Origin of the sequence: Micrococcus sp. M4NT, assembly GCF_033790745.1 — a bacterium.
Lineage (GTDB): Bacteria > Actinomycetota > Actinomycetes > Actinomycetales > Micrococcaceae > Micrococcus.
The window spans coordinates 158,933-180,991 of the sequence record NZ_JAMYEH010000002.1; the positions used below are offsets into that span (position 1 = coordinate 158,933).

At 73.3% G+C, this 22,059-nt stretch carries 21 protein-coding genes; 9 read left to right on the forward strand and 12 right to left on the reverse strand.

Annotated features, from left to right (window positions below):
- Positions 1–108 precede the first annotated feature (108 nt).
- Together NJC10_RS02200 and NJC10_RS02205 are read left to right on the forward strand one after the other, a co-directional pair.
- Positions 109–795 (forward strand): TetR/AcrR family transcriptional regulator, encoded by a 687-nt coding sequence (locus NJC10_RS02200; protein WP_248115520.1) that lies wholly within the window; start codon positions 109–111, stop codon positions 793–795.
- Positions 792–2,945, forward strand: a complete 2,154-nt coding sequence (locus NJC10_RS02205; protein WP_298710917.1) for an acyl-CoA dehydrogenase — start codon at positions 792–794, stop codon at positions 2,943–2,945. Before NJC10_RS02200 ends, NJC10_RS02205 begins: the two co-directional genes overlap by 4 nt.
- 158 nt (positions 2,946–3,103) lie before the next feature.
- Here NJC10_RS02205 and glgA read toward each other — a convergent pair whose 3' ends face one another.
- Positions 3,104–4,300, reverse strand: a complete 1,197-nt coding sequence (glgA, locus tag NJC10_RS02210; protein WP_319074313.1) for a glycogen synthase — start codon at positions 4,298–4,300, stop codon at positions 3,104–3,106.
- 114 nt (positions 4,301–4,414) lie between these two features.
- On the opposite strand from glgA, the gene glgC reads away from it, so the two are divergent.
- Positions 4,415–5,659, forward strand: coding sequence for a glucose-1-phosphate adenylyltransferase (glgC, locus tag NJC10_RS02215; protein ID WP_248115517.1), 1,245 nt, complete (start codon positions 4,415–4,417; stop codon positions 5,657–5,659).
- Between the two features lie 62 nt (positions 5,660–5,721).
- On the forward strand, positions 5,722–8,370 hold the full coding sequence (pepN, locus tag NJC10_RS02220) for an aminopeptidase N (RefSeq protein WP_319074315.1): 2,649 nt from the start codon (positions 5,722–5,724) through the stop codon (positions 8,368–8,370).
- A gap of 28 nt (positions 8,371–8,398) precedes the next feature.
- Here the strand turns inward: pepN and NJC10_RS02225 are convergent, their stop codons facing one another.
- The 5 genes from NJC10_RS02225 to NJC10_RS02245 all read right to left on the reverse strand — a co-directional run bounded on the left by NJC10_RS02225 (position 8,399) and on the right by NJC10_RS02245 (position 12,558).
- Positions 8,399–9,472 (reverse strand): biotin/lipoate A/B protein ligase family protein, encoded by a 1,074-nt coding sequence (locus tag NJC10_RS02225; RefSeq protein WP_319074317.1) that lies wholly within the window; start codon positions 9,470–9,472, stop codon positions 8,399–8,401.
- Between the two features lie 153 nt (positions 9,473–9,625).
- Positions 9,626–9,883: a type B 50S ribosomal protein L31 gene (locus NJC10_RS02230; RefSeq protein ID WP_248117064.1), complete on the reverse strand. Its 258-nt coding sequence runs from the start codon at positions 9,881–9,883 to the stop codon at positions 9,626–9,628.
- Positions 9,884–9,999: 116 nt separating this feature from the next.
- Positions 10,000–10,800, reverse strand: a complete 801-nt coding sequence (locus tag NJC10_RS02235; protein WP_319074364.1) for an RNA methyltransferase — start codon at positions 10,798–10,800, stop codon at positions 10,000–10,002.
- Positions 10,801–10,888: 88 nt separating this feature from the next.
- Positions 10,889–11,737, reverse strand: a complete 849-nt coding sequence (locus NJC10_RS02240; RefSeq protein WP_248117061.1) for a sulfite exporter TauE/SafE family protein — start codon at positions 11,735–11,737, stop codon at positions 10,889–10,891.
- Positions 11,734–12,558, reverse strand: a complete 825-nt coding sequence (locus tag NJC10_RS02245; protein WP_298710911.1) for an ABC transporter ATP-binding protein — start codon at positions 12,556–12,558, stop codon at positions 11,734–11,736. The genes NJC10_RS02240 and NJC10_RS02245 overlap by 4 nt, the downstream gene beginning before the upstream one ends.
- A 71-nt stretch (positions 12,559–12,629) precedes the next feature.
- Between NJC10_RS02245 and serB the strand changes: the two genes are divergently transcribed.
- Positions 12,630–13,469, forward strand: a complete 840-nt coding sequence (gene serB / locus NJC10_RS02250) for a phosphoserine phosphatase SerB (protein WP_319074321.1) — start codon at positions 12,630–12,632, stop codon at positions 13,467–13,469.
- Between the two features lie 18 nt (positions 13,470–13,487).
- On the opposite strand, the gene NJC10_RS02255 is transcribed toward serB, so the two are convergent.
- Both NJC10_RS02255 and NJC10_RS02260 read right to left on the reverse strand, forming a co-directional pair.
- Positions 13,488–14,252, reverse strand: coding sequence for an SDR family oxidoreductase (locus NJC10_RS02255; RefSeq protein ID WP_298710905.1), 765 nt, complete (start codon positions 14,250–14,252; stop codon positions 13,488–13,490).
- 44 nt (positions 14,253–14,296) lie between these two features.
- Entirely contained in the window at positions 14,297–15,046 is a 750-nt protein-coding gene (locus NJC10_RS02260) for a beta-ketoacyl-ACP reductase (protein ID WP_298710900.1), read from the reverse strand.
- A gap of 177 nt (positions 15,047–15,223) precedes the next feature.
- Here NJC10_RS02260 and NJC10_RS02265 point away from each other — a divergent pair, with 177 nt between their 5' ends.
- From NJC10_RS02265 to NJC10_RS02275, 3 genes are read left to right on the forward strand one after another with little or no spacing between them, the layout of a single operon-like run.
- A complete protein-coding gene (locus NJC10_RS02265) occupies positions 15,224–15,619 on the forward strand; it encodes a DUF3099 domain-containing protein (RefSeq protein WP_298710897.1) in 396 nt (131 codons plus the stop codon).
- Positions 15,616–15,981, forward strand: a complete 366-nt coding sequence (locus NJC10_RS02270; protein WP_319074323.1) for a hypothetical protein — start codon at positions 15,616–15,618, stop codon at positions 15,979–15,981. The genes NJC10_RS02265 and NJC10_RS02270 overlap by 4 nt, the downstream gene beginning before the upstream one ends.
- On the forward strand, positions 15,978–16,910 hold the full coding sequence (locus NJC10_RS02275; RefSeq protein WP_319074324.1) for an SURF1 family protein: 933 nt from the start codon (positions 15,978–15,980) through the stop codon (positions 16,908–16,910). Before NJC10_RS02270 ends, NJC10_RS02275 begins: the two co-directional genes overlap by 4 nt.
- A gap of 18 nt (positions 16,911–16,928) precedes the next feature.
- Here NJC10_RS02275 and NJC10_RS02280 read toward each other — a convergent pair whose 3' ends face one another.
- Positions 16,929–18,527, reverse strand: a complete 1,599-nt coding sequence (locus NJC10_RS02280) for an ABC-F family ATP-binding cassette domain-containing protein (protein WP_248117045.1) — start codon at positions 18,525–18,527, stop codon at positions 16,929–16,931.
- A gap of 120 nt (positions 18,528–18,647) precedes the next feature.
- On the opposite strand from NJC10_RS02280, the gene NJC10_RS02285 reads away from it, so the two are divergent.
- A complete protein-coding gene (locus NJC10_RS02285) occupies positions 18,648–19,589 on the forward strand; it encodes a neutral zinc metallopeptidase (protein ID WP_248117043.1) in 942 nt (313 codons plus the stop codon).
- 90 nt (positions 19,590–19,679) lie between these two features.
- Here the strand turns inward: NJC10_RS02285 and NJC10_RS02290 are convergent, their stop codons facing one another.
- The 3 genes from NJC10_RS02290 to sufD are packed head-to-tail and all read right to left on the reverse strand — an operon-like array spanning position 19,680 to position 22,047.
- Positions 19,680–20,006: a metal-sulfur cluster assembly factor gene (locus NJC10_RS02290; protein ID WP_248117041.1), complete on the reverse strand. Its 327-nt coding sequence runs from the start codon at positions 20,004–20,006 to the stop codon at positions 19,680–19,682.
- Complete coding sequence (sufC, locus tag NJC10_RS02295) at positions 20,003–20,770, reverse strand: Fe-S cluster assembly ATPase SufC (RefSeq protein WP_248117039.1); 768 nt, start codon at positions 20,768–20,770, stop codon at positions 20,003–20,005. The genes NJC10_RS02290 and sufC overlap by 4 nt, the downstream gene beginning before the upstream one ends.
- A gap of 47 nt (positions 20,771–20,817) precedes the next feature.
- Positions 20,818–22,047, reverse strand: a complete 1,230-nt coding sequence (gene sufD / locus NJC10_RS02300; RefSeq protein WP_413466371.1) for a Fe-S cluster assembly protein SufD — start codon at positions 22,045–22,047, stop codon at positions 20,818–20,820.
- Positions 22,048–22,059: the final 12 nt, after the last annotated feature.

A 22,059-nucleotide genomic window follows, 5' to 3' on the forward strand; every position in this document is an offset into this window, starting at 1 on the left:
CGGGGGTGATCCGGGCGCTGGTGGTGTCGATGGAACTGGGGTGATGGTGGAGCGGCGCGGCCGGGATCGGGGTGACTGAGACGAACGGTACCTGATACAGTCCGTCCTGTGAAATCACTCACGCCTCCCCCCGTCCTCCGCGACGGTCGCAGCTCCCGGTGGGACCAGCACCGGCTGGACCGCCGCCGCGAGCTGCTCCGCGCCGCGCGGGCCGCGGTCCACGAGCTGGGGCCCGAGGCCTCCATGGAGGACATCGCCACGCACGCCGGCACCTCCAAGTCGGTCTACTACCGGTACTTCGGCGACCGCGCCGGCCTGCGCGTCGCCGTCGCCGAGCGGGTGACCGCCCACATGGAGCGGCGACTGCTCGAGGCGGCGGTCGACCACTCCGACGCCGCCGCCACCCTGCATCGGATGGTCGAGGTCTACCTCAGTGTGGCCGCCACGTCCCCGAACGTCTACGCCTTCGCCGTGTCCGCCCCGGACTCCTCCGGCGCCGCGGCGGGCGTCCTGGACGCCTTCTTCGACCGCGTCCACGCCCTCCTCGCGGAGGGGCTCGCCCAGCACCTCGGGGCGGACGGCGTCCCGCCCGTCGGCTCCCCCCTCGGCCTGTGGCCGCGCGCCGCCGTCGGACTGGTGCGGGCCACGGCCGAGACCTGGCTGCGCTCCCCCGAGGACGCGCGCCCCGACGCCGCCGAGCTGGCGGCCTCCATCACCGGCTGGCTGCTCCACGGCCTGCTCGGCGCCCCGACATCCCCCGTCCCGATCCACGCCCACGAAGGAGCGGTCCGATGACCACCACCCGCGACCACAGCCTCGACGCCGTCACCGACGTCCCCCCGTCCCCCACCGACCTGCCCCACGACGTCGCCGAGATCGCCCCCGAGCACCCGCGCCCGGGGTCCCTCGACTCGGCCGTGATCCAGGAGGCGCTCCTGGGCCGCTGGGCCGCGGAGCGCCGTGAGTCCCGCGAACTCGCCAAGGACCCGGCCCTGCACCGCGACCCGCTGCTGGGCATGGACGAGCACCGCCAGCGCGTGTTCGGCCAGCTCGGCATCCTCGTGGACAGCCGCGCCGTCCACCGCGCCTTCCCGGCCGAGTTCGGCGGCGACGACAACCACGGCGGCAACATCTCCGCGTTCGGCGACCTCGTGGTGGCCGACCCCTCGCTCCAGATCAAGGCCGGCGTGCAGTGGGGCCTCTTCAGCTCCGCGATCCTCCACCTCGGCACCGCCGATCACCACCGCCGGTGGCTGCCGGGCGCGATGGACCTGTCCATCCCCGGCGCCTTCGCCATGACGGAGATCGGCCACGGCTCCGACGTCGCCTCGATCGCCACCACGGCCACCTACGACGAGGCCACCCAGGAGTTCGTCATCCACACGCCGTTCAAGGGCGCGTGGAAGGACTACCTCGGCAACGCCGCCCTGCACGGCAAGGCCGCCACGGTCTTCGCCCAGCTCATCACCCAGGGCGTCAACCACGGCGTGCACTGCTTCTACGTGCCGATCCGCGACGAGTCCGGGGCGTTCCTGCCCGGCGTCGGCGGCGAGGACGACGGCCTCAAGGGCGGCCTCAACGGCATCGACAACGGCCGCCTGCACTTCACCCACGTCCGGGTGCCCCGCACGAACCTGCTGAACCGCTACGGCGACGTCGCCGAGGACGGCACCTACACCTCGCCGATCGACTCCCCCGGGCGCCGCTTCTTCACCATGCTCGGCACCCTCGTGCAGGGCCGCGTGTCCCTGTCCATCGCCGCGACGACGGCCTCCTTCCTCGGCCTGCACGGCGCCATCGCCTACGGCGAACAGCGCCGCCAGTTCAACGCCTCCAGCCCGGAGCGCGAGGAGGTGCTGCTGGACTACCAGAACCATCAGCGCCGCCTCATCGACCGCCTGGCCCGCGCCTACGCGGACGCGTTCTCCTCCAACGAGCTCGCCGTCAAGTTCGACGACGTGTTCTCGGGCCGCGCGGACACCGACGTGGACCGCCAGGAGCTGGAGACCCTCGCGGCCGCCGTCAAGCCCCTGACCACCTGGAACGCCCTGGACACCCTCCAGGAGGCCCGCGAGGCCTGCGGCGGCACCGGGTTCATGGCCAAGAACCGCGTCACCCAGCTGCGCGCCGACCTGGACGTCTACGTCACCTTCGAGGGCGACAACACCGTCCTGCTCCAGCTCGTCGGCAAGCGGCTCCTGACCGACTACTCCAAGGAGTTCGGCCGCCTCGAGGTCGGCGCCGTGTCCCGCTACGTGGTCCTCCAGGCCTCCGACGCCCTGCACCGCGCCGGCCTGCCCAAGGTGGTCCAGACCGTGGCGGACGCGGGCTCCGAGCGCCGCTCCGCGAACTGGTTCAAGGATCCCGCGGTCCAGCGGGAGCTGCTCGAGGACCGCGTGCGCGCCAAGACGGCGGACATCGCGGGCACCCTCTCGGGCGCCCGAGGCAAGGGCCAGCAGGCCCAGGCCGAGGCGTTCAACACGCGCCAGCACGAGCTGGTCGAGGCGGCGCGCAACCACGCCGAGCTCCTCCAGTGGGAGGCGTTCACCCGGGCCGTGGACGCGATCGAGGACGAGGCCACCGCCACCGTGCTCACCTGGCTGCGCGACCTCTTCGCGCTGCGCCTCATCGAGGACGACCTGGGCTGGTTCGTGGCCCATGGCCGCGTCTCCAGCCAGCGCGCCCGCGCCCTGCGCGGCTACGTCAACCGCCTGGCCGAGCGCCTGCGCCCCTTCGCGCTGGAGCTCGTGGAGGCCTACGGCCTCGAGCAGAAGCACCTGCGCATGGAGGTCGCCACCGACGTCGAAGCCGAGCGCCAGGAGGAGGCCCACCGCTACTTCGAGCAGCTGCGCGCCTCCGGCACCGCCCCCGAGGACGAGAAGGTCCTCCGGGAGCGCCAGCGCAAGGAGGCCAAGTCCAAGGCCTCCCGGCTGCGCCGGTCCTGACCCGCACCCGTCCGCGCCGGTCGCCCGGCGCGGACGGACCGAGGGCCCGGAGATCCCCCAGGGGGGTCTCCGGGCCCTCGGGCGTTCGGGGACGGCTGCGCGCTCCGCCTCGGCCGGGCGGCACAGCCCTGTCCGCGCCGTCGCGGAGCTGGCCGGCCTCAGTCGAGGACGGAGCGGTACACCTCGAGCGTGCGCTCGGCGATGGTCTCCCACGAGAACTGCCCGATGGCGCGCTCCCGTCCGGCCTCGCCCATCCGGCGGGCCTGCTCGGGATCCTCGAGGACCCGGGTGAGGGCGGCGGCGAAGTCGCGTGCGAAGCCGTCCTCGTCCACGGGGGCGCCGGTGGCATCGTCCGCCTGCTCGAAGGACACGAGCGAGCCGGTGACGCCCTCCTCCACGACCTCCGGGATGCCACCGACGGCCGAGGCCACCACCGCGGTGCCGCACGCCATGGCCTCGAGGTTGACGATGCCCAGGGGCTCGTAGACGGAGGGGCAGGCGAACACGGTGGCGGAGGTGAGGATCTCCATGACCTCGTGGCGCGGGATCATGCCCTCGATCACGACGACGCCCTCGCGCTGCCCGCGCAGCTGCGCGATGAGGCCGTTGACCTCCGACGCGAGCTCCGGGGTGTCCGGGGCGCCGACGCACAGCACGAGCTGGACCTCCGGGGGCAGCTGCAGAGCGGCGCGCAGCAGGTGCGGGACGCCCTTCTGGCGGGTGATGCGCCCGACGAACGCGACCGAGGGCTTGCCCGGGTCGATCCCGTACTTCTCGAGGGCGCCGGTGCCGGTCTGCGGGGTCCACACCTGGGTGTCGATCCCGTTGTGCACGGTGTGCACCTTGGCGGGGTCGACGTCCGGGTAGCAGGCCAGGATGTCCCGGCGCATGCCGTCCGAGACCGCGATGACGGCGTCGGCGCCGTGGTACGCGGTGGACTCGGCCCAGCTGGAGATCGCGTAGCCGCCGCCGAGCTGCTCGGCCTTCCACGGGCGCAGGGGCTCGAGGGAGTGGGCGGAGAGCACGTGCGGGACGCCGTGCATGAGCTTGCCGAGGTGGCCGGCCATGTTGGCGTACCACGTGTGGGAGTGGATCACGTCCGCGCCCTCGAAGGCGCCGACCATGGTGAGGTCGGTGGCCAGGGTCTGGACGGCGCCGTTCTCCGCCTCGAACCCCTGGGGATTCGGGTAGGAGTGCACGGCGGCGCCGTGGTAGTCCCGCTCGCGGGGCTCGCCGAAGGCGTGGACGACGAGGTCGGCGCGGGACGCGAGCACACGCGTCAGCTCCGCGACGTGGACTCCGGCGCCGCCGTAGATGGACGGGGGGAACTCTTTGCTCACGATGTCGATGCGCACGCCTCCAACCTAGTCGAGCGCCCCTCGGGCCGGATAGCCTGACGGGACCGACAGAGGCCGGGCCCGAGCGGGCTCGGCGACGAGGCGCGTCCCCGGAATGAGGAGTGGTCCCCGATGGTGCAGAAGAAGGTCCTGTCCGTGGTGCTGGCGGGCGGCGAGGGCAAGCGTCTCATGCCCCTCACCGCCGACCGGGCCAAGCCGGCCGTCCCCTTCGGCGGCACGTACCGGCTGATCGACTTCGCGCTCTCCAACCTGGTGAACTCGCGCTACCGCGAGATCGTGGTGCTGACGCAGTACAAGTCGCACTCGCTGGACCGGCACATCTCCGAGACGTGGCGCATGTCCACCATGCTCAACAACTACGTGGCCACCGTCCCGGCGCAGCAGCGCCGCGGCAAGGACTGGTTCACGGGCTCGGCGAACGCCATCTACCAGTCCATGAACCTCATCGCGGACGCGCGCCCGGACATCGTCGTGGTGATCGGCGCGGACCACGTCTACCACATGGACTTCCAGCAGATGGTGGACCAGCACATCGCCTCCGGCGCGAAGGCCACCGTGGCGGCCGTGCGCCAGCCGCTGGACCTCGCGGACCAGTTCGGCGTCATCGAGACGGACCCGTCCTCCCCCGAGCGCATCAAGGCGTTCGTGGAGAAGCCCGCCACCACCCCGGGCCTGCCGGACGACCCGTCCCAGTTCCTGGCCTCCATGGGCAACTACGTGTTCGACACGGACGCCCTCGTGGAGGCGCTCAACGCGGACGACGCCAACCCGCACTCCAACAACGACATGGGCGGGGACATCGTCCCCTACTTCGTGGACCGCGGCGAGGCTGGCGTCTATGACTTCACCGCCAACGAGGTCCCCGGCGGCACCCCCGGCAAGCACTACTGGCGGGACGTGGGCACGCTGGACTCCTACTACGACGCGCACATGGACCTCGTGCAGCCGTGGCCGGAGTTCAACCTCTACAACCGCGAGTGGCCGCTGTACACGCGGCAGTCCGTCTCCCCGCCGGCGAAGCTGGTGCGCTCGGCCTCGCGCCGCCCCGGCAGCGCGAACGACTCGATCCTCTCGCAGGGCGTCGTCGTCTCGGGCGGCACGGTGGCCCAGTCCGTGCTGTCCACGGACGTCCGCGTCGCGAACGAGGCGTGGGTCGAGCAGTCCGTGCTCCTAGACTCCGTCGTCGTCGGGGAGGGCGCCCACGTCCGCAACGCCATCCTCGACAAGAACGTGGTGGTCCCGCCCGGCGCGCGCATCGGCTTCGACCGCGCGGAGGACGAGGCCAACGGCTACACCGTGACGGACTCGGGCCTGACCGTGCTCTCGAAGGGCCAGTCCGTGCCGGCGCCGCGCTGACCCGCACCGGTCCCCCGTCTCGCTCCCCCGCCCGCACCCACCCCACAGACCGGAGAACACCCGTGCCCGCGCCCGACCTCGACCAGACCAACGTGACCCGTGCCGAGGCCTTCGAGCGCTCCCGGCTGCTCACCGTGAGCGCGTACGACGTCCACGTGGACCTCTCGGCCGCCCGCGACCTCGAGCAGGACACCTACCCGGTGGAGGCGCGGATCCGCTTCGCGTGCGCGGAGCCCGGCGCGAGCACGCACCTGGACTGGATCCACGCCGGGGTGGATGCGGTGGAGCTCAACGGCGCGGCCCTGGACCTCGCCGAGGTGGTCGGCGAGGCCCGCGTCCTGCTGCCCGGCCTGGCGGCCGAGAACGACGTGGTCCTGAAGGGCGCCTCGCGCTACTCGCGCTCGGGCGAGGGGCTGCACCGCTTCGCGGACCCGGCCGACGGCCAGGTGTACCTCTACACGCAGTACGAGCCCGCGGACGCGCGCCGCGTCTTCCCGGACTTCGAGCAGCCGGACCTCAAGGGCGCCTTCACCTTCGCCCTCACCGGCCCGGCCGACTGGGTGCTGGCCTCCAACCGGCCCGAGGCGTCGCGCACGGAGGCGGGCGACGGCGTCGTGCGCGTGGACTTCGAGCCCACGCTCGCCCAGTCCACCTACATCACGACGCTGCTGGCCGGCCCCTACGCGAGCTGGGAGGACCGCTGGGACGGTGATGCGGCCACCGGTGCCGCGCCCGTGCCGCTGCGCCTGTTCACGCGGCAGACGATGGCCGACGCGTTCGACCCGGAGGCCGTGTTCGCGGTGACGAAGCGCGGGCTGGACTTCTTCCACGGGCTCTTCGGCGTGCCCTACGAGTGGGGCAAGTACGACCAGGCGTTCGTGCCCGAGTACAACCTCGGAGCCATGGAGAATCCGGGGCTGGTGACCTTCACGGAGGACTTCGTGTTCACCTCGCGGGCCACCGCCGTGCAGTACGAGGGCAGGGCCACCGTGATCCTCCACGAGATGGCGCACATGTGGTTCGGCGACCTCGTGACGATGCGCTGGTGGGACGACCTGTGGCTCAAGGAGTCGTTCGCGGACTTCATGGGCTCGCTCGGCGCCGCGGAGGCCACGGAGTTCTCCGACGCGTGGGTCACCTTCGCCTCGCGCCGCAAGGCGTGGGCCTACGTGCAGGACCAGCTGCCCACCACGCACCCGATCGTCGCGGACATCGTGGACCTCGAGGCCGCGCGGCAGAACTTCGACGGCATCACGTACGCCAAGGGCGCCTCGGTGCTCAAGCAGCTCGTGGCGTTCGTCGGCCGGGACGCGTTCCTCGACGCCGCACGCCGCTACTTCCGCGCCCACGCGTGGGGCAACGCGGAGCTCGCCGACTTCATGGCGGCCCTCGAGGCCGCCTCGGGGCGGGACATGGGCGCGTGGGCGGACGCGTGGCTGCACACCTCGGGCGTGCCGCGCCTGCGGGTGGAGGCGGGGGACGACGGCGCCGTCCTCCTGCACCAGGAGGGCCGGGATCCCGTCACGGGCCGCCAGGTGCTGCGCCCACACGTGGTGAAGGTGGGCGTGTTCACGCCCGACGAGGACGGTGTGCTCGTGCGCACCGGCCAGGCCACCGTCGACGTGCCAGGCGGTGCCGAGGGCGCCGCGGTGCCGCTGGCCGGGCTCGAGGTGCCGGAGGGCGTCCGGCTCGTGCTGCCCAACGACGAGGACCTCACGTACGCGGCCGTGGAGGTGGACGACGCCTCGCTCGAGGCGGTGCTCGCTCACCTGATCGCGGATCCGCTGGCCGAGGCCACCGTGTGGGCGGCCCTGTGGTCGATGACGCGCGACGGCGCGCTGCCCGTGGAGCGCTTCGTGACCGCGGTGGGGCAGCTCTCCGCCGGGATCGAGACCGTCGGCGTCCACACCCAGGTGCTCGCCCAGGCCGCCGCCGCGGTGTCCCAGTACGCCCGGGCCGAGGACCGCGCCGCCCTGCGCTCGCGGCTCGGCACCGAGCTGGCCGAGCAGACCCGCACGCTCGAGGCCGGCTCCGACCGCCAGCGCACGGCGGCCCGCACGTGGGCGCTCGTGGCGCGCGCCGACGCGGCGCTGGCGAGCTCTCTGGCCGAGGCCCTGCTGGTCTCGCCCGGCACGGCGGCCCCCGGGCTCGCCGTGGACGCCGAGGTGCGCTGGCTCGTGCTCCAGGCCCTCGCCGCGACCGGCCAGGCCGATGCGGCCCGCCTGGACGCCGAGCTCGAGGCGAAGCGCACCGCGCAGACGGTCACGTGGCACCGCCTCGCCCTCGCCGCGCGCCCCGAGCCCGGCGTGAAGGCCGCAGCGTGGGAGGCCGTCATGGCCGGGCGCACCGCCGACGGCGTCGAGCTGTCCAACGACCTGCTCTCCGCCACGGCCGCCGGCTTCGCCGCGGGCTCCGTGGAGCTGCTCGCCGCCCACGAGGACGGGTTCTGGCCGCGGCTGGAGCAGGTGTGGGCGAGCCGGTCGAACGGGCTGGCCAGCCGCGCGATCGGCGGGCTGTTCCCGGGGCACCAGCACGCGGTGCCGGGCGGTGCCGAGGACCAGGAGCGCCACCCCACGCTCGCCGCCGCCCAGCGCTGGATCGACGGCCACCCGGACGCCCCGGGCGCCCTGCGCCGCCTCGTCGTGGAGCACACGGACGCGCTGCGCCGGTCCCTGCGGGTGCAGGCGGCCCAGCACGACCTCGAGGGGTAGGCGGGCTGCGCAGGGGTGGGCCGCCCGGTCACGGGACGCGGGCGGTCCACTCCGGCGTTGCGAACTTCGTGCGGGCCAGCTCCTCGGCCTCGGCGCGGGTCTCGGCGTCGAGGTCGACGCGCCGCGCCCCGTACCGCTCCTCGAAGGTGGCCATCATGGTCTCCCAGATCTCAACGCGGGGGACGCCGGTCTGGCGGCGCAGCGGGTCCACCCGCTTCTTCGCCGAGGCGACGCCCTTGCCGCGCAGCTTCTCGCGGCCGATCCGCAGGACCTCGAGCATCTTGTCCGCGTCGATGTCGTAGCTCATGGTGACGTGGTGCAGGAGGCCGGACTCCCCCACGCGCTTCTGGGCGGCCCCGCCGATCTTTCCCTGGGGCGTGGCGATGTCGTTGAGCGGCTGGTAGAACGCCTCCACGCCGAGGCGCCCGAGCGCGTCCATGGTCCACTCGTCGAGGAACGGGTAGGTCTCGGCGGTCTCGAGGCCGTCCACGAGGGACTGCGGCACGTGCAGCGAGTACGTGACGCAGTTGTCCGCCTCCATGAACATCGCGCCGCCGCCGGAGATCCGCCGCACCACGTTGATCGCGTGCCGCTCCACGCCCTCCGGGTCGACCTCGTTGGCGAGCGACTGGAAGGCCCCGATCACGACGGCGGGCTCATTCCACTGCCACAGCCGCATGGTCGGGTTCCGCCGTCCCTCGGCCACCTGGCGGGTGAGGACCTCGTCGAGGGCGACCGTCAGCGCGATCGGCAGCGGCTCCGGCGGGATGATCTCCCACTGGTGGTCCTCCCACGTGGTCGACTTCCCGAGGGCGCGGCGCACCGCGGAGGCGATCGCGAAGGCGTCGACGCCGAACAGCTCGGCCTCGGGCCGCAGGCCCTGCTCCACCGCCGCCCGGATGGCGCGGTGCTCCACGTCGGCCGAGAGCCCGGCCACGGCCGCGTTGAGGTCCTTGAGCGCCTCGTCGGGCTCGAGGAAGAAGTCGCCGTTGATGCTGGCCGTGGCGATGCGGCCGTCGTGGAGGGTGAGGTCCGCGGCCACCAGCTTGCCGCCGATCACCTTGTACTCCCCGTGGTGGGCGCTGTCCTGGTTCGTGGTCATGCCGCCAGCCTAGGATCTCGCCGGGGCACGGGCCAGGGGCGTTCGCGCCGGGCGGGAGCCGGGGACGCGAGGGGCCCCGCTCCTCCGGCGTGGTGCCGGAGGCGCGGGGCCCGTCGTCGTGGTGCGAGGTGAGAGCGGCTCAGGCCGCTGCGATCACTTCTTGCCGCCGAAGCCCTTGAAGCGGGCGTTGAAGCGCTCCACGCGGCCGGCGGTGTCCATGATGCGCTGCTTGCCCGTGTAGAACGGGTGCGAGGCGGCCGAGATCTCGACGTCGATCACCGGGTAGGTGTTGCCGTCCTCCCACTCCGCGGTCTTCTCGGAGTTCGCGGTGGTGCGGGTGAGGATCTTCTCACCGGAGGCGAGGTCGTTGAAGATGACGTAGCGGTACTCGGGGTGGATCGCGGTCTTCATGGGGAGCATCCTTCGTTTCTGCCGCCTGATTGGGACCAGGGGCGCGAGAGGTGTGGTCGGTGGGGTCCGCCGGTCGGCGGGCCAGCGGCCCACTCTACCGCATGCCCCGTCGCGTCTCACCGTGGATCGCGCGGCCCGCGCGTCGCGCCCGGCCCTCGCCGCGCGCGCAGCTCCCACAGTGCGACGGCGGCCGCCGCGGCCACGTTCAGCGAGTCCACGCCCGCCGGCATGGGGATCACGACGTCGGCGTCGGTCTGGGCGAGCGTCTCCTCGCGGACGCCGGGGCCCTCCTGGCCCAGCACGAGGGCCAGCCGCTCGGCGCCCCGGATCCCCTCGAGCTCCGGGCTGTCCAGGCCCACGGCCCGCTCGGTCACCTCGAGTGCGGCGACCGCGAACCCCGCCTCCTTCAGCACGGGCACCGCGGACGCCACGGGGCCGTCCAGCCGCGCCCAGGGCAGCTGGAACACCGTCCCCATGCTCACGCGGATCGCCCGCCGGTAGAGCGGGTCGGCGGCCTGCGGGGTCAGCAGCAGCGCGTCCCACCCCAGGGCCACCGCCGAGCGCACCACCGCGCCCAGGTTCGTGTGGTCCACGAGGTCCTCGGCGATGAGGACGCGCCGCGCGCCCGCGAGCACCTCGCCCACGGAGCGCGGGGCCGGCCGGTCCATCGCCGCCAGCGCGCCGCGGTGCAGGTGGAAGCCGGTGAGCTCCGTGAGGACCTCGTCCGGGCCGGTGAAGACCGGCACGTCCGGGTGGGCGGCGAGGGCGTCCGCGAACGTCTCGCGGTACCGGTCCCCCAGCAGGAACGAGCGCGGCGTGTGCCCGGCGGCCAGCGCCCGCCGCACCACGGAGGAGGACTCCGCCAGGAACACCCCGTGCTCGGCGTCCACGCGGCGGCGCAGGGCGGCGTCGGTCATGGTCGTGTACGCGGCCAGGCGGGGGTCGGCGAGGTCGGCCGGGGTCAGCCGCACCTCCCGGCCGGCCGCGCCCGGAAGCCGGGTGTGCTCAGCCACCGTTCACCAGGCGCAGGATCATGCTCGTCAGTCCGGCCAGGCCCACCACCACGATCACCCCGCGCAGCAGCGTCGGGGAGATGCGCCGCCCGATCCTGGCCCCCACGGACCCGCCCACCAGGGAGGACGCCGCGATGAGCAGCACGGCCGTCCAGTCGATGCGGTCGAAGGCGAACAGCAGGTAGGAGACGGCGGCGATGAGGTTCACCGAGAGGGAGAGCCACGTCTTGATGCCGTTCGCGTGCACGAGCGTGCCGCCGCAGAGGAACACGCCGAGGATGCCCATGAGCAGCACGCCCTGCGCGGCCACGAAGTACCCGCCGTACACACCGGCCAGGAAGACGAGGATCCACAGCGCGGGGCCGACGGGCCGGCTCGGCACGGCGGGGGCCTCGGCGACCTCGCCGCCCGCCCGCGCGGCGGCCCGCCGGCGCACCCACGCCTGCAGGCGGGGCTGGAGGATCACGAAGGCGAGGGCCACCACGATGAGGATCGGCGCCGCGTACCCGAACACCTCGGGCGGCAGGTGGATCAGCAGGGATGCCCCGAGGATGCCGCCCAGCAGGGAGGCCACGGTCAGCACGGGCAGCACGGCCCGCGACTCCGCGAGCTCGCGGCGGTACCCGAACACGCCCGAGAACCCGGCCGCCACGAGGCCCATGGCGTTGGAGATCTGCGCCGTGACGGGCGGGTACCCCACGGCCACGAGCACGGGGAAGGTCACCAGGGTGCCCGAGCCGATCACGGAGTTGATGGTGCCGGCCCAGAACCCGGCCAGCAGCACGAGCAGCACCTGCCACAGGTCCATCCCGAGGACCTGGGCGGCGAGCAACTCGCTCACGCGCCGACGGCCGAGTAGCGCCCGTCCGTCGAGGTGACGGTGAGCGCGAGGCCGAACGCGGTGGAGAGGTGCTCGTCCGTGAGGACCTCCGCGACGGGGCCGGCGGCCACCACGCCGCCCTCGCGCAGCAGCAGGGCGTGGGTGAAGCCCGGAGGGACCTCCTCCACATGGTGTGTCACGAGAACGGTGGCCGGCGCCGCCTCGTCCTCCGCGAGCTCGGTGAGCTGGCGGACGAGCTCCTCGCGCCCGGCCAGGTCCAGCCCCGCGGCGGGCTCGTCCAGGAGCAGCAGCTCGGGGTCGGTCATGAGCGCGCGGGCGATCAGCACCCGCTTGCGCTCGCCGTCCGAGAGGGAGCCGAAGGGCCGGTGCGCCAGGCGGGAGAGCCCCCACGCGGACACGAGCCCGAGGGCCCGCATGCGGTCCTGCGTCTCGTAGCTCTCGCGCCACGTGCCGGTCACGCCGTACGCGGCGGTCACCACGGCGTCCTGCACGAGCTCCGCGCGCGGCACCTGGGCCGCCAGCTGGGCGGAGGAGAGCCCGATGCGCGGGCGCAGCTCGAACACGTCGACGGCGCCCAGCACCTCGTCGAGGATCGCGACGTCGCCGGCGGTGGGGTGCAGGCGGGCCGCGGCGATCTGCAGCAGGGTCGACTTGCCCGCGCCGTTGGGGCCCATCACGACCCAGCGCTCGCCCGCCCGGACGGTCCAGTCCACGTCGGCGACGATGTCCCGGCCGCCACGGTGCACGCGCACGCCGCGCAGCTGGAGCACGGCGTCCTCGTCCGGGGTGAAGATGTCCTCGAGGTGTTGGGGCGTGGTCATGGCCTCCACCATAGTGGGGCCGGGCGTTCACACGCGGGGCGCGCTGCGTCCGCGCCCCTAGATTGAGGCCCATGAGCTCCGTGCGCCGCCTCGTCCTGACCGCCTCGCCCGCCGACGCCCCTGGTCCCGCGGGCACGCCGGAGGGCGTGCCGGAGGGCGCCGAGCGCGTCGCCGCGGACGGCCTCGTGGGCTGGCGGTTCCTGAGCGACGCGTGGGCCGCGGCTCCCGATCCGGGTCCCGGATGGGCCGCGCTGACGCTGCCCGAGGACGCGACGGCGAACCCGCACCCGCTCGTGGTGACCGACGTCGACTCCACGCTGATCCAGCAGGAGGTCATCGAGCTGCTCGCGGCGCACGCCGGGCGCGAGGCGGAGGTCGCCGAGGTCACGGAGCGGGCCATGCGCGGCGAGCTCGACTTCGCCCAGTCCCTCCACGCGCGCGTCGAGGCGCTCGCGGGCCTGCCCGTGGGCGTGGTCGAGGAGGTCGTGGACGCCGTGCGCCCCACGGACGGCGCGCTCGAGCTGATCGCCGCCGTGCACGCGGCCGGGGGTCGGGTCTGCGCCGTCTCGGGCGGGTTCACCTCGGTGCTCGCCCCGCTCGCGGCCGCGTGGGGCCTGCACGCCTACTGCGCGAACGAGCTCGAGGCCGCGGACGGGCGCCTCACGGGGCGCGTCGTCGGGACCGTCGTGGACCGCGCCGCCAAGGCGGCCATGCTGCGCGCGTGGGCGGCCGACGCGGGCGTCGCGGAGACCGCCGTCGTGGCGGTGGGCGACGGCGCCAACGACATCGACCTGCTGACGGCCGCGGGGTGCGGGGTGGCCCTGTGCGCCAAGACGGCGCTGCGCGATCACGCCGACGTGGTGCTCGACGTGCCCTCGCTCACCCCGCTGCGCTGGCTGCTCGGGCTCTGAGCCCGAGCAGCCGGCGGCTCAGCCCCGGTGGCGGGCCAGGAAGTCGCGGGCGCCGCCCACGAGCTCGGTGTGGCCCACCTCGAGGTCGGTGCGCCCCACCAGGGCGGCCACCTCGGACGCGAACTCCTCCACCGTGTACAGCTTCCCGGCCGCCTCACGGCGCGCCTCGATGGCGCCCGGCTCCGCGCGGTTGAGCAGCGTGGCGGTGATGGTTCCCTCGATCATGTCGCCCGAGACCACCGCGAAGCCCACGCCCTTCTCCGCGAACGCGGGGATGCGCTCGCGCAGCGCGAGCTCTCCGGCGCGCTTGGAGCGGGCCACGGGCTCGTAGGACTCCATGGTGTCCACCTCGTCGATGAAGTGCGCCTGGTGCGAGGTGACGAACACGATCTGCCCGCCCTCCCCCATCCGCTCGAGGGCGGCGTCCGCGAGGGCGGCCTGCGCGTCCCGGTTGAGCGTCATGGCGTAGTCCTCGCCGAACTGGGACTCCATGCCGCCGGAGGCGTTGAGCACGAGCACGTCCAGCGAGCCGAACGCCTCGACGGCGGCGTCGAGCAGGGCGGCGCGGTCCTCGGCCTTCGTGACGTCGCCGCCCACGGCCACGGCGCGGCCTCCGGCCTCCTCGATGGCGGCGACCACCTTGTTCGCGCGCGGGGCCTTCTGGCGGTAGTTCACCACGACGCCGGCGCCGCGGGCCGCCAGCAGCCGCGCGGTCTCCGCGCCGATGCCGCGGGAGGAGCCGGTGACGACGACGCCGCGTCCGGTGAGGTCTGTCTCAGTCATGCTCGGGGCCTTTCTGCCTGGGGTGGGAAGGGTGAGGGGGCGGGTCAGTGGCCCATGCCGAGGCCGCCGTCCACGGGGATGACGGCGCCCGAGATGTAGGAGGCCTCCTCCGAGGCGAGCCACCGGACGACGCCGGCGACCTCGTCCGGGTCGGCGAAGCGGCCCGCGGGGATGGACTTCTTGTACTGGGCCTTGAGGTCCTCGTCCAGCGAACGCGTCATCTCCGTGTCGATGTAGCCGGGGGCCACCACGTTCGCCGTCACGCCCCGCGCGCCGAGCTCGCGGGTGATGGAGCGCGCCATGCCCACGAGGCCGGACTTGGAGGCGGCGTAGTTGACCTGGCCCGGGGAGCCGAGCAGGCCCACCACGGAGGAGACCAGCACGATCCGGCCGCGCTTGAGGCGCATCATGCCCTTCGTGGCGCGCTGCACCACGCGGAACGAGCCGGTGAGGTTCGTGTCCACCACCGAGGCGAAGTCCTCCTCGGACATGCGCAGCAGCAGCTGGTCGTTCGTGATGCCGGCGTTCGCCACGAGCACCTCGACCGGGCCGTGGGCCTCCTCGACCTGCCGGAACGCCGCGTCCACGGACGAGGCGTCCGTCACGTCGGCCCGCACCGGCAGGACGCCCTCGGGGCCCTCGCCCGAGCGGGACGTGATGGCCACGCGGTCGCCGTTCGCGGCGAACGCCTGCGCGATGGCCAGGCCGATCCCGCGGTTGCCGCCGGTGACGAGGACGCTGCGCCCGCCGGGGGCGGCCGGCTCGGCTGCGGTGGGACGGGACTGCTCGGCCATGGGGACCACCTTCTGTGCGGGGGCGACTAGGATCGTTCACCTAGGACATCGACCGGCGGTCGGCTCTGAGAGCCGTCCGAGGCGGACGCGAAGCGCCCGCCCGCCGCCGTGAACCACCACTCTACGTGTGCCGTCGTGCCGGGACCCGCCCCCGGACGCCGTGCAGGAGGTGACGCCATGACCACCCGCCCGGTCCAGGGGGTCACCACCGCCGCGCCGGCCCGCAGCGAGGACCGCTCGCACCGCATGCGCGTCTACCTCCTCCAGATGGGCGTCCGCACGCTGTGCTTCGTGGCCGCCCTCTTCACGCACGGCTGGCTCCAGCTCGCGCTCATCCTGGGCGCCGTGGCCCTGCCCTACATCGCAGTGGTCTCCGTGAACAACGCCGGCCCCGAGCGCTCCGGCACGCTGCGCCGCGTGGACTCGGGCGCCGCCGCCCTCCCCGTCCCCGAGGAGTCCGGCCCCGCGGCGCCGCAGCCCGTGGTCCTGACGGGCGACGTCGTGGCGGACCCCGTCCTCGACCGGCGCCGGGCCCTGCCCGGGCCGCGGACCGGTGGGGAGGCGGGCGCATGAGCACCGCGGGCCCGCTCGGCGGCATGGACCTGCTCGGAGCCCTCGCCGCGGGGTCCTCCCCCGCGCCGGGCTCCGTTCCGGGCGCCACGCCCGGGCCCGTCGGGGGACCCGCCGGCGTGGCCGCCGGGCCCGGCGATCCGCACCCGTGCTCGCGCCGCGGCTGCCGCACCGACGCGGTGTGGGCGCTCGAGTGGAACAACCCCCGCGTGCACGCTCCCGAGCGGACCAAGACGTGGCTCGCCTGCCGCGAGCATCGCGCCCACCTCGGGGACTTCCTCGAGGCGCGCGGCTTCCTGCGCCGCGTCCGGCCCCTCGTGGCCCCCGACCACCCCGACCACCCCGACGATGAGGTCCCCGCATGAGCACCGCCACCGGCCCCCGCGTCGGCTCCCGCCGTCCCCCCGGGGACACGGCCACGGAGCGCCTGCCCCGCCTGCGGTTCGGCTTCCTCGCCACGGGGCCCTGGATCCTCGGCCTCCTCGTGTGCGTCCTCTTCGCGTTCGCGTGCCACTACCTCGCGCAGTGGCAGTGGGACCGGCGTGTGCAGAAGATGCACGAGGTCAACCGCGTGCTGGAGAACTACGACGACGACGCCGTGCCGTTCGCCGAGGCCGAGCGGATGTTCACGGACTTCGACGCCGAGGACGAGTGGACGCCCGTGACCCTGAGCGGGGAGTACCTCGTGGAGGAGACGCTGATCGCCCGCAACCGCCCCCGCGCCGGCCGCCCCGGCTACGAGGTGCTGGTGCCGTTCCGCACGGACGAGGGCGTCGTCGTCGTGGTGGACCGCGGCTGGCTGCCCGTGGGCGACACCCCCGGACGGCCCGACGTGGTGCCGGCGCCGCCGGAGGGCGAGGTGTCCGCCGTCGTGCGCGTCAAGCCCGGCGAGCCCACCCTGGACCGCGACGCCCCCGAGGGGCAGGTCGCCTCGATCGACCTGCCGGAGATCGGCCGCGTCGTCGGCGAGCCCGTGGCGGACACCGCGTACGGGATCATGGTGAGCGAGGACCCGGCCGCGGAGACCGCGCCGCAGAGGCTCGTGGAGCCCACGCTCGACGAGGGCCCGCACCTCTCCTACGCCATCCAGTGGTACCTCTTCGCGGCCATGGGCTTCGGCGTGTGGGGCTACTCGGCGTGGATGCGCGCCCGCAACGACCGCGCGGACGCCCTCGAGGACGCCGTCGACGACGGCACGTTCGCCGCCCGCCGCCCGCCGCGCCCCCAGCCCGTGCGGCGCCGCCGGGACGGACGGCTCACGGACGAGCAGGCCGAGGACGCGCTGTTCGACTGAGCGGCCCCGGCCGGCCGCTCAGGCCAGGGTGATGAGGTCCAGGTAGTCGTCGTTCCAGAGGTCCTCGACGCCGTCCGGCAGCAGCACCACGCGCTCCGGGGCGAGCGCCTGGACGGCACCCTCGTCGTGGGTCACGAGCACCACGGCGCCCTCGTACCGGCGCAGCGCGTTGAGGATCTCCTCGCGGCTGGCGGGGTCGAGGTTGTTGGTGGGCTCGTCGAGCAGCAGGACGTTGGCGGAGGACGCCACGAGCGTGGCCAGGGCCAGGCGGGTCTTCTCGCCGCCGGAGAGCACCCGCGCGGGCTTGTCCACGTCGTCGCCCTGGAAGAGGAACGAGCCCAGCAGCGTGCGCGCCTGGGTGTCCCCCAGCTGCGGCGCGGCGTGGCGCATGTTGTCGAGCACCGAGGCGTCCTGGTCGAGGGTGTCGTGCTCCTGGGCGAAGTAGCCGAGCTTGAGGCCGTGCCCGGCCTCCACGCCGCCCGTGTCCGGCGTCTCGGCACCGGCCAGCATGCGCAGCAGCGTGGTCTTGCCCGCGCCGTTGTAGCCCAGGATCACCACGCGGGAGCCGCGGTCGATCGCCAGGTCCACGCCCGTGAAGATCTCGAGCGATCCGTAGGACTTGGAGAGGTTCTCCGCGCGCAGCGGCGTCTTGCCCGAGGGCTGCGGCGAGGGGAAGCGGATGGCGGCCACGCGGTCCTGCGCGCGCTCGCCCTCGACGTCCCGCATGAGGCGCTCGGCGCGCTTGATCATGTTCTGCGCGGCCACGGCCTTCGTGGCCTTGGCCCGCATCTTCTCCGCCTGGGAGATCAGCGCGGAGGCCTTCTTCTCCGCGTTGGCGAACTCCCGGCGGCGGCGGGACTCGTCCTGCTGGCGCTGGGCCAGGTAGTTCTTCCAGGACATGTTGTAGACGTCGATCACCTGGCGGTTGGCGTCGAGGTAGAGGACCTTGTTCACGGTCATCTCCATGAGCTCCACATCATGGCTGATCATCAGCAGGCCGCCGGAGTACGTCTTGAGGTATTCGCGCAGCCACACGATCGAGTCGTGGTCCAGGTGGTTGGTGGGCTCGTCGAGGAGCATGATGTCCGCGTCCGAGAAGAGGATGCGGGCGAGCTCCACGCGGCGGCGCTGGCCGCCGGAGAGCGTGTGCAGCGGCTGGTCCAGGACGCGGTCCGGCAGGCCCAGGTTCGAGGTGATCCGGGCGGCCTCGGACTCGGCCGCGTACCCGCCGCGGGCGGCGAACTCCGCTTCGAGCCGCGAGTACCGGTTCATGGCCCTCTCGCGCTCGGCGTCGTCGTCCGCCGCCATCCCCTCCTCCGCGGCGCGCATGCGGCGGATGGTCTGGTCCAGGTCCCGGGCGGAGAGGATCCGGTCGCGGCCGGACTGGTCCATGTCCTCCACCTTGGGGTCCTGCGGGAGGTAGCCGATCCGACCCGAGCGGGTGACGGTCCCCCCGGCGGGCTGTCCGCCGCCGGCGAGCACCTTCGTGAGGGTGGTCTTGCCGGCGCCGTTGCGCCCCACCAGGCCCACCTTGTCCCCCTTGTCCACGCGGAAGTTCACCTCGTCCATGAGCAGGCGGGCGCCGACGCGCAGTTCGAGATCCGTGACGGTGAGCATGAGGGGGTGGAGCTCCTGGGGGTGTGGGGGGCGGCCGCAGCGGACCGGTCGAGGGCGCGCGAAGGGCCGAGGGGCCCGGGGCCGCGCCGCCCCAGTCTAGTCCGTCTAGACTCAGGCCTCATGACCTTCAACTCCAACGTGCAGCTCGACGCGGGCCGCGCCTCCGGCGGCGGCGGGGGCCTCGGCCGGGGCGCCGCGATCGGCGGCGGCGGCGGCCTGCTGGCGCTGCTCCTGGCCATCTTCGCGCCCGGGCTGGCCGACCAGCTCGGCATCGACACCGGCTCGGCCACCTCCGGCCAGGGCCAGTACCAGCAGCAGACCACGGGGGGCACGGACCAGCCGGTCTCCCCGTCGGAGTGCAGCACCGGCGACGACGCGAACCGCAACGTGGACTGCCGCGTGATCGCCACCACCGAGGCCGCCGACCAGTTCTGGGGCGGGTACCTCGGCCGGTACTCCAACATCGACTGGCGCGAGCCGAAGCTCACCCTGTTCTCCGGCCAGGTGAACACCGGCTGCGGCGCCGCGTCCTCGGACACCGGCCCGTTCTACTGCCCCTCCGACGAGTCCATGTACTTCGACACGTCCTTCTTCGGCACCCTCCAGCGCGACTTCGGCGCCGAGGGCGGCCCCCTGGCCGAGGAGTACATCGTCGCGCACGAGTACGGCCACCACGTGCAGAACGTGGTCGGCTACCTGGAGTACTCGCGGGACGGCACGACGGGCGCCACCTCGGGCTCGGTGAAGGCCGAGCTCCAGGCCGACTGCTTCGCCGGCATGTGGGCCGGCCACGGCACGGTGACCACGGACCCGGAGTCCGGGGAGCCGTTCCTGCAGCCCATCTCGGACGCGCAGCTGCGCCAGGCGATCGACGCCGCGGCCTCCGTGGGCGACGATCACATCCAGGAGCAGGCCCGCGGCCGCGTCGACCCGCACAGCTTCACGCACGGCACCTCGGAGCAGCGCATGGGCTGGTTCATGCGCGGCTACCAGAACGGCCGCCAGGCCGAGCCGGACATCCAGCAGTGCAACACGTTCACCGCGAGCACGCTGGACATCTGAGGGCGCTCCCGCGGTCTCCCCGGAACGACGTCGGGCCCCCACCTCCCCGCGGAGGTGGGGGCCCGCCCTCGGTGCGGGCCCGGGGCCGGGTCAGATGTTGAAGCCGAGGGCCCGCATCTGGTCCTTGCCGTCCTCGGTGATCCGCTCGGGACCCCACGGCGGCATCCAGACCCAGTTCAGGCGCCACTCGTCCACCATGGTGCCGATGGCGCGCGAGACCTGGTCCTCGATCTCCTCGGTGAGGGGGCACGCGGCGGTGGTCAGGGTCATGTCCACGAGCAGCGCGCCGTCCTCGGCGTAGTGCAGGCCGTAGAGCAGGCCCAGGTCCACCACGTTCACCCCGAGCTCGGGGTCGATGACGTCCTTGAGGGCCTCACGGACGTCCTCCGTGGGCGTCTGCGCGGCGGCCTCGGTCATGCCGAGACCTCTGCGGCCTGCTCGAAGCGGGCGTAACCCTCGGCCTCGAGCTGCGCGGCGAGCTCGGGGCCGCCCGACTCGGCGATGCGGCCGGCCACCATCACGTGCACGTGCTGGGGCTTGATGTAGTTCAGGATGCGCGTGTAGTGGGTGATGAGCAGCGTGCCCATCTCGTTCGCCTCGGCGGCGCGGTTCACGCCCTCCGAGACGATGCGCAGGGCGTCCACGTCGAGGCCGGAGTCGGTCTCGTCGAGGATCGCGAACTTCGGCTTGAAGAGCTCGAGCTGCATGATCTCGGCGCGCTTCTTCTCGCCGCCCGAGAAGCCCTCGTTGACGTTGCGGTTCATGAACGCCGGGTCCATCTGGAGGGCCTCGAAGGCGCCCTTGACGTCCTTGGTCCACGTGCGCAGCGAGGGCGCCTCCCCGTCCAGCGCGGTCTTGGCGGTGCGCAGGAAGTTGGTCATGGTCACGCCCGGGATCTCCACGGGGTACTGCATGGCCAGGAAGAGACCCGCCTGCGCGCGCTCGTCCACGCCCATCTCCAGGACGTCCTCGCCGTCCAGGGTGATGGACCCGGAGGTCACCTCGTAGCGGGGGTGGCCGGCGATGGTGGAGGCCAGGGTGGACTTGCCGGAGCCGTTGGGGCCCATGATGGCGTGCGTCTCGCCCGTGTTCAGGGTGAGGTTCAGGCCCTTGAGGATCTCCTTGGGGCCGTTGTCGGTCTCGATCTGCACGTGCAGGTCGGTGATCTGCAGGGTTGCCATGTGCGGTTCTCCTTGGAAGAAAAAGGTGGGGTGAGCGGGAGGTGGGCTCAGAGCGCGGCGATGCGCAGCTCGTCCTCCATGACGGTGGTGAGCTCGTCCTCGACGTCGGCGATGCCGATCTTCTGGATGATCTCGTTGAGGAAGCCGCGCACGATCAGGCGGCGCGCCTCCGACTCCGGGATGCCGCGGGCCATGAGGTAGAACAGCTGGGTCTCGTCGAACCGTCCGGTGGCGGACGCATGGCCCGCCCCCTCGATGACGCCGGTCTCGATCTCGAGGTTCGGCACCGAGTCGGCGCGGGCGCCGTCGGTGAGCAGCAGGTTCTGGTTCTTCTCGTACGTGTCCGTGCCCTCGGCCTCCTTGCGGATCAGCACGTCGCCCACCCACACGGTGCGCGCGTCGGCGCCCTGCAGCGCGCCCTTGTAGAGCACGTCCGAGACACAGTTCGGCTGGTTGTGGTCCACGAACAGGCGGCTCTCGAGGTGCTGGCCGGCGTCGGCGAAGTAGAGGCCGTAGAGGCGGGCCTCGCCGCGCTCGGCGGAGAAGCGCGCGGTCGGGGTGAGGCGCACCAGCGAGCCGCCGTGGGAGACGGTCACGTGCGTGAGGTGCGCGCCCGTGGCCACGGAGGCCTGCTGCGCGGACACGTGCACGGCGCCCTCCTCCCACGCCTGCAGGGAGACCGCGTTGAGGCGGGCGTCCCGGCGCACGTCGAACTCGACGTTCTGGGCCAGCACGGCGGAGCCGCGGTGGCGGATCACGACGTCGGCCTGGGCGTTCTCCTCGACGATGACCGTCAGGTGCGCGGCGGCGGCCTGGGGGCCCGCGCCGGTCACCTCGATCCGGATCGGCTCGGCGACCTCGGCTCCCGCCGCGACCGTCACGACGACGGCCTCGGAGGTCGAGGCCCACGCCGCGGCGGAGACGCGGTCGTCCGGCGTCAGCACGGAGCCGACGCGCGCGTCCTCGCGCGAGACGGTCTCCACGGAGACGCCCTCGTGCTCGGACACGGTCACGGTCGGTGCCGCGCCGGTGAGGCGCGCGTCGTCGCCGCCGGGCAGGTGCAGCCCGCCCAGGCGCTTGAGCGGGGTGAACCGCCAGTCCTCCTCGCGCCCGGTGAGCACCGGGAAGTCGGCGAGCTCGTACGAGCTCACGCGGTCCGCGCGGGAGCCGCCGGTGCGGCGCGGCTGCGCCGCGGCCTTCGGGGCCTCCTGGGTGACGGCGAGCTTCTCGCCCTCCTCCCCCATGCCCGGAATGAGATTGCGCTCGGTCACATCCATGGTCTCGGCCAC

Bases quoted from the DNA above. Each gene is read 5' to 3' on its own strand.
- NJC10_RS02285 (WP_248117043.1), top strand. From the start codon at position 18,648: ATGACCTTCAACTCCAACGTGCAGCTCGACGCGGGCCGCGCCTCCGGC.
- NJC10_RS02280 (WP_248117045.1), bottom strand. From the start codon at position 18,527: ATGCTCACCGTCACGGATCTCGAACTGCGCGTCGGCGCCCGCCTGCTC.
- NJC10_RS02275 (WP_319074324.1), top strand. From the start codon at position 15,978: ATGAGCACCGCCACCGGCCCCCGCGTCGGCTCCCGCCGTCCCCCCGGG.
- sufC (WP_248117039.1), bottom strand. From the start codon at position 20,770: ATGGCAACCCTGCAGATCACCGACCTGCACGTGCAGATCGAGACCGAC.
- serB (WP_319074321.1), top strand. From the start codon at position 12,630: ATGAGCTCCGTGCGCCGCCTCGTCCTGACCGCCTCGCCCGCCGACGCC.
- NJC10_RS02270 (WP_319074323.1), top strand. From the start codon at position 15,616: ATGAGCACCGCGGGCCCGCTCGGCGGCATGGACCTGCTCGGAGCCCTC.
- NJC10_RS02245 (WP_298710911.1), bottom strand. From the start codon at position 12,558: ATGACCACGCCCCAACACCTCGAGGACATCTTCACCCCGGACGAGGAC.
- NJC10_RS02290 (WP_248117041.1), bottom strand. From the start codon at position 20,006: ATGACCGAGGCCGCCGCGCAGACGCCCACGGAGGACGTCCGTGAGGCC.
- NJC10_RS02205 (WP_298710917.1), top strand. From the start codon at position 792: ATGACCACCACCCGCGACCACAGCCTCGACGCCGTCACCGACGTCCCC.
- glgC (WP_248115517.1), top strand. From the start codon at position 4,415: ATGGTGCAGAAGAAGGTCCTGTCCGTGGTGCTGGCGGGCGGCGAGGGC.
- NJC10_RS02265 (WP_298710897.1), top strand. From the start codon at position 15,224: ATGACCACCCGCCCGGTCCAGGGGGTCACCACCGCCGCGCCGGCCCGC.
- sufD (WP_413466371.1), bottom strand. From the start codon at position 22,047: ATGGATGTGACCGAGCGCAATCTCATTCCGGGCATGGGGGAGGAGGGC.
- NJC10_RS02235 (WP_319074364.1), bottom strand. From the start codon at position 10,800: ATGACCGACGCCGCCCTGCGCCGCCGCGTGGACGCCGAGCACGGGGTG.
- NJC10_RS02255 (WP_298710905.1), bottom strand. From the start codon at position 14,252: ATGACTGAGACAGACCTCACCGGACGCGGCGTCGTCGTCACCGGCTCC.
- NJC10_RS02225 (WP_319074317.1), bottom strand. From the start codon at position 9,472: ATGACCACGAACCAGGACAGCGCCCACCACGGGGAGTACAAGGTGATC.
- NJC10_RS02260 (WP_298710900.1), bottom strand. From the start codon at position 15,046: ATGGCCGAGCAGTCCCGTCCCACCGCAGCCGAGCCGGCCGCCCCCGGC.
- NJC10_RS02230 (WP_248117064.1), bottom strand. From the start codon at position 9,883: ATGAAGACCGCGATCCACCCCGAGTACCGCTACGTCATCTTCAACGAC.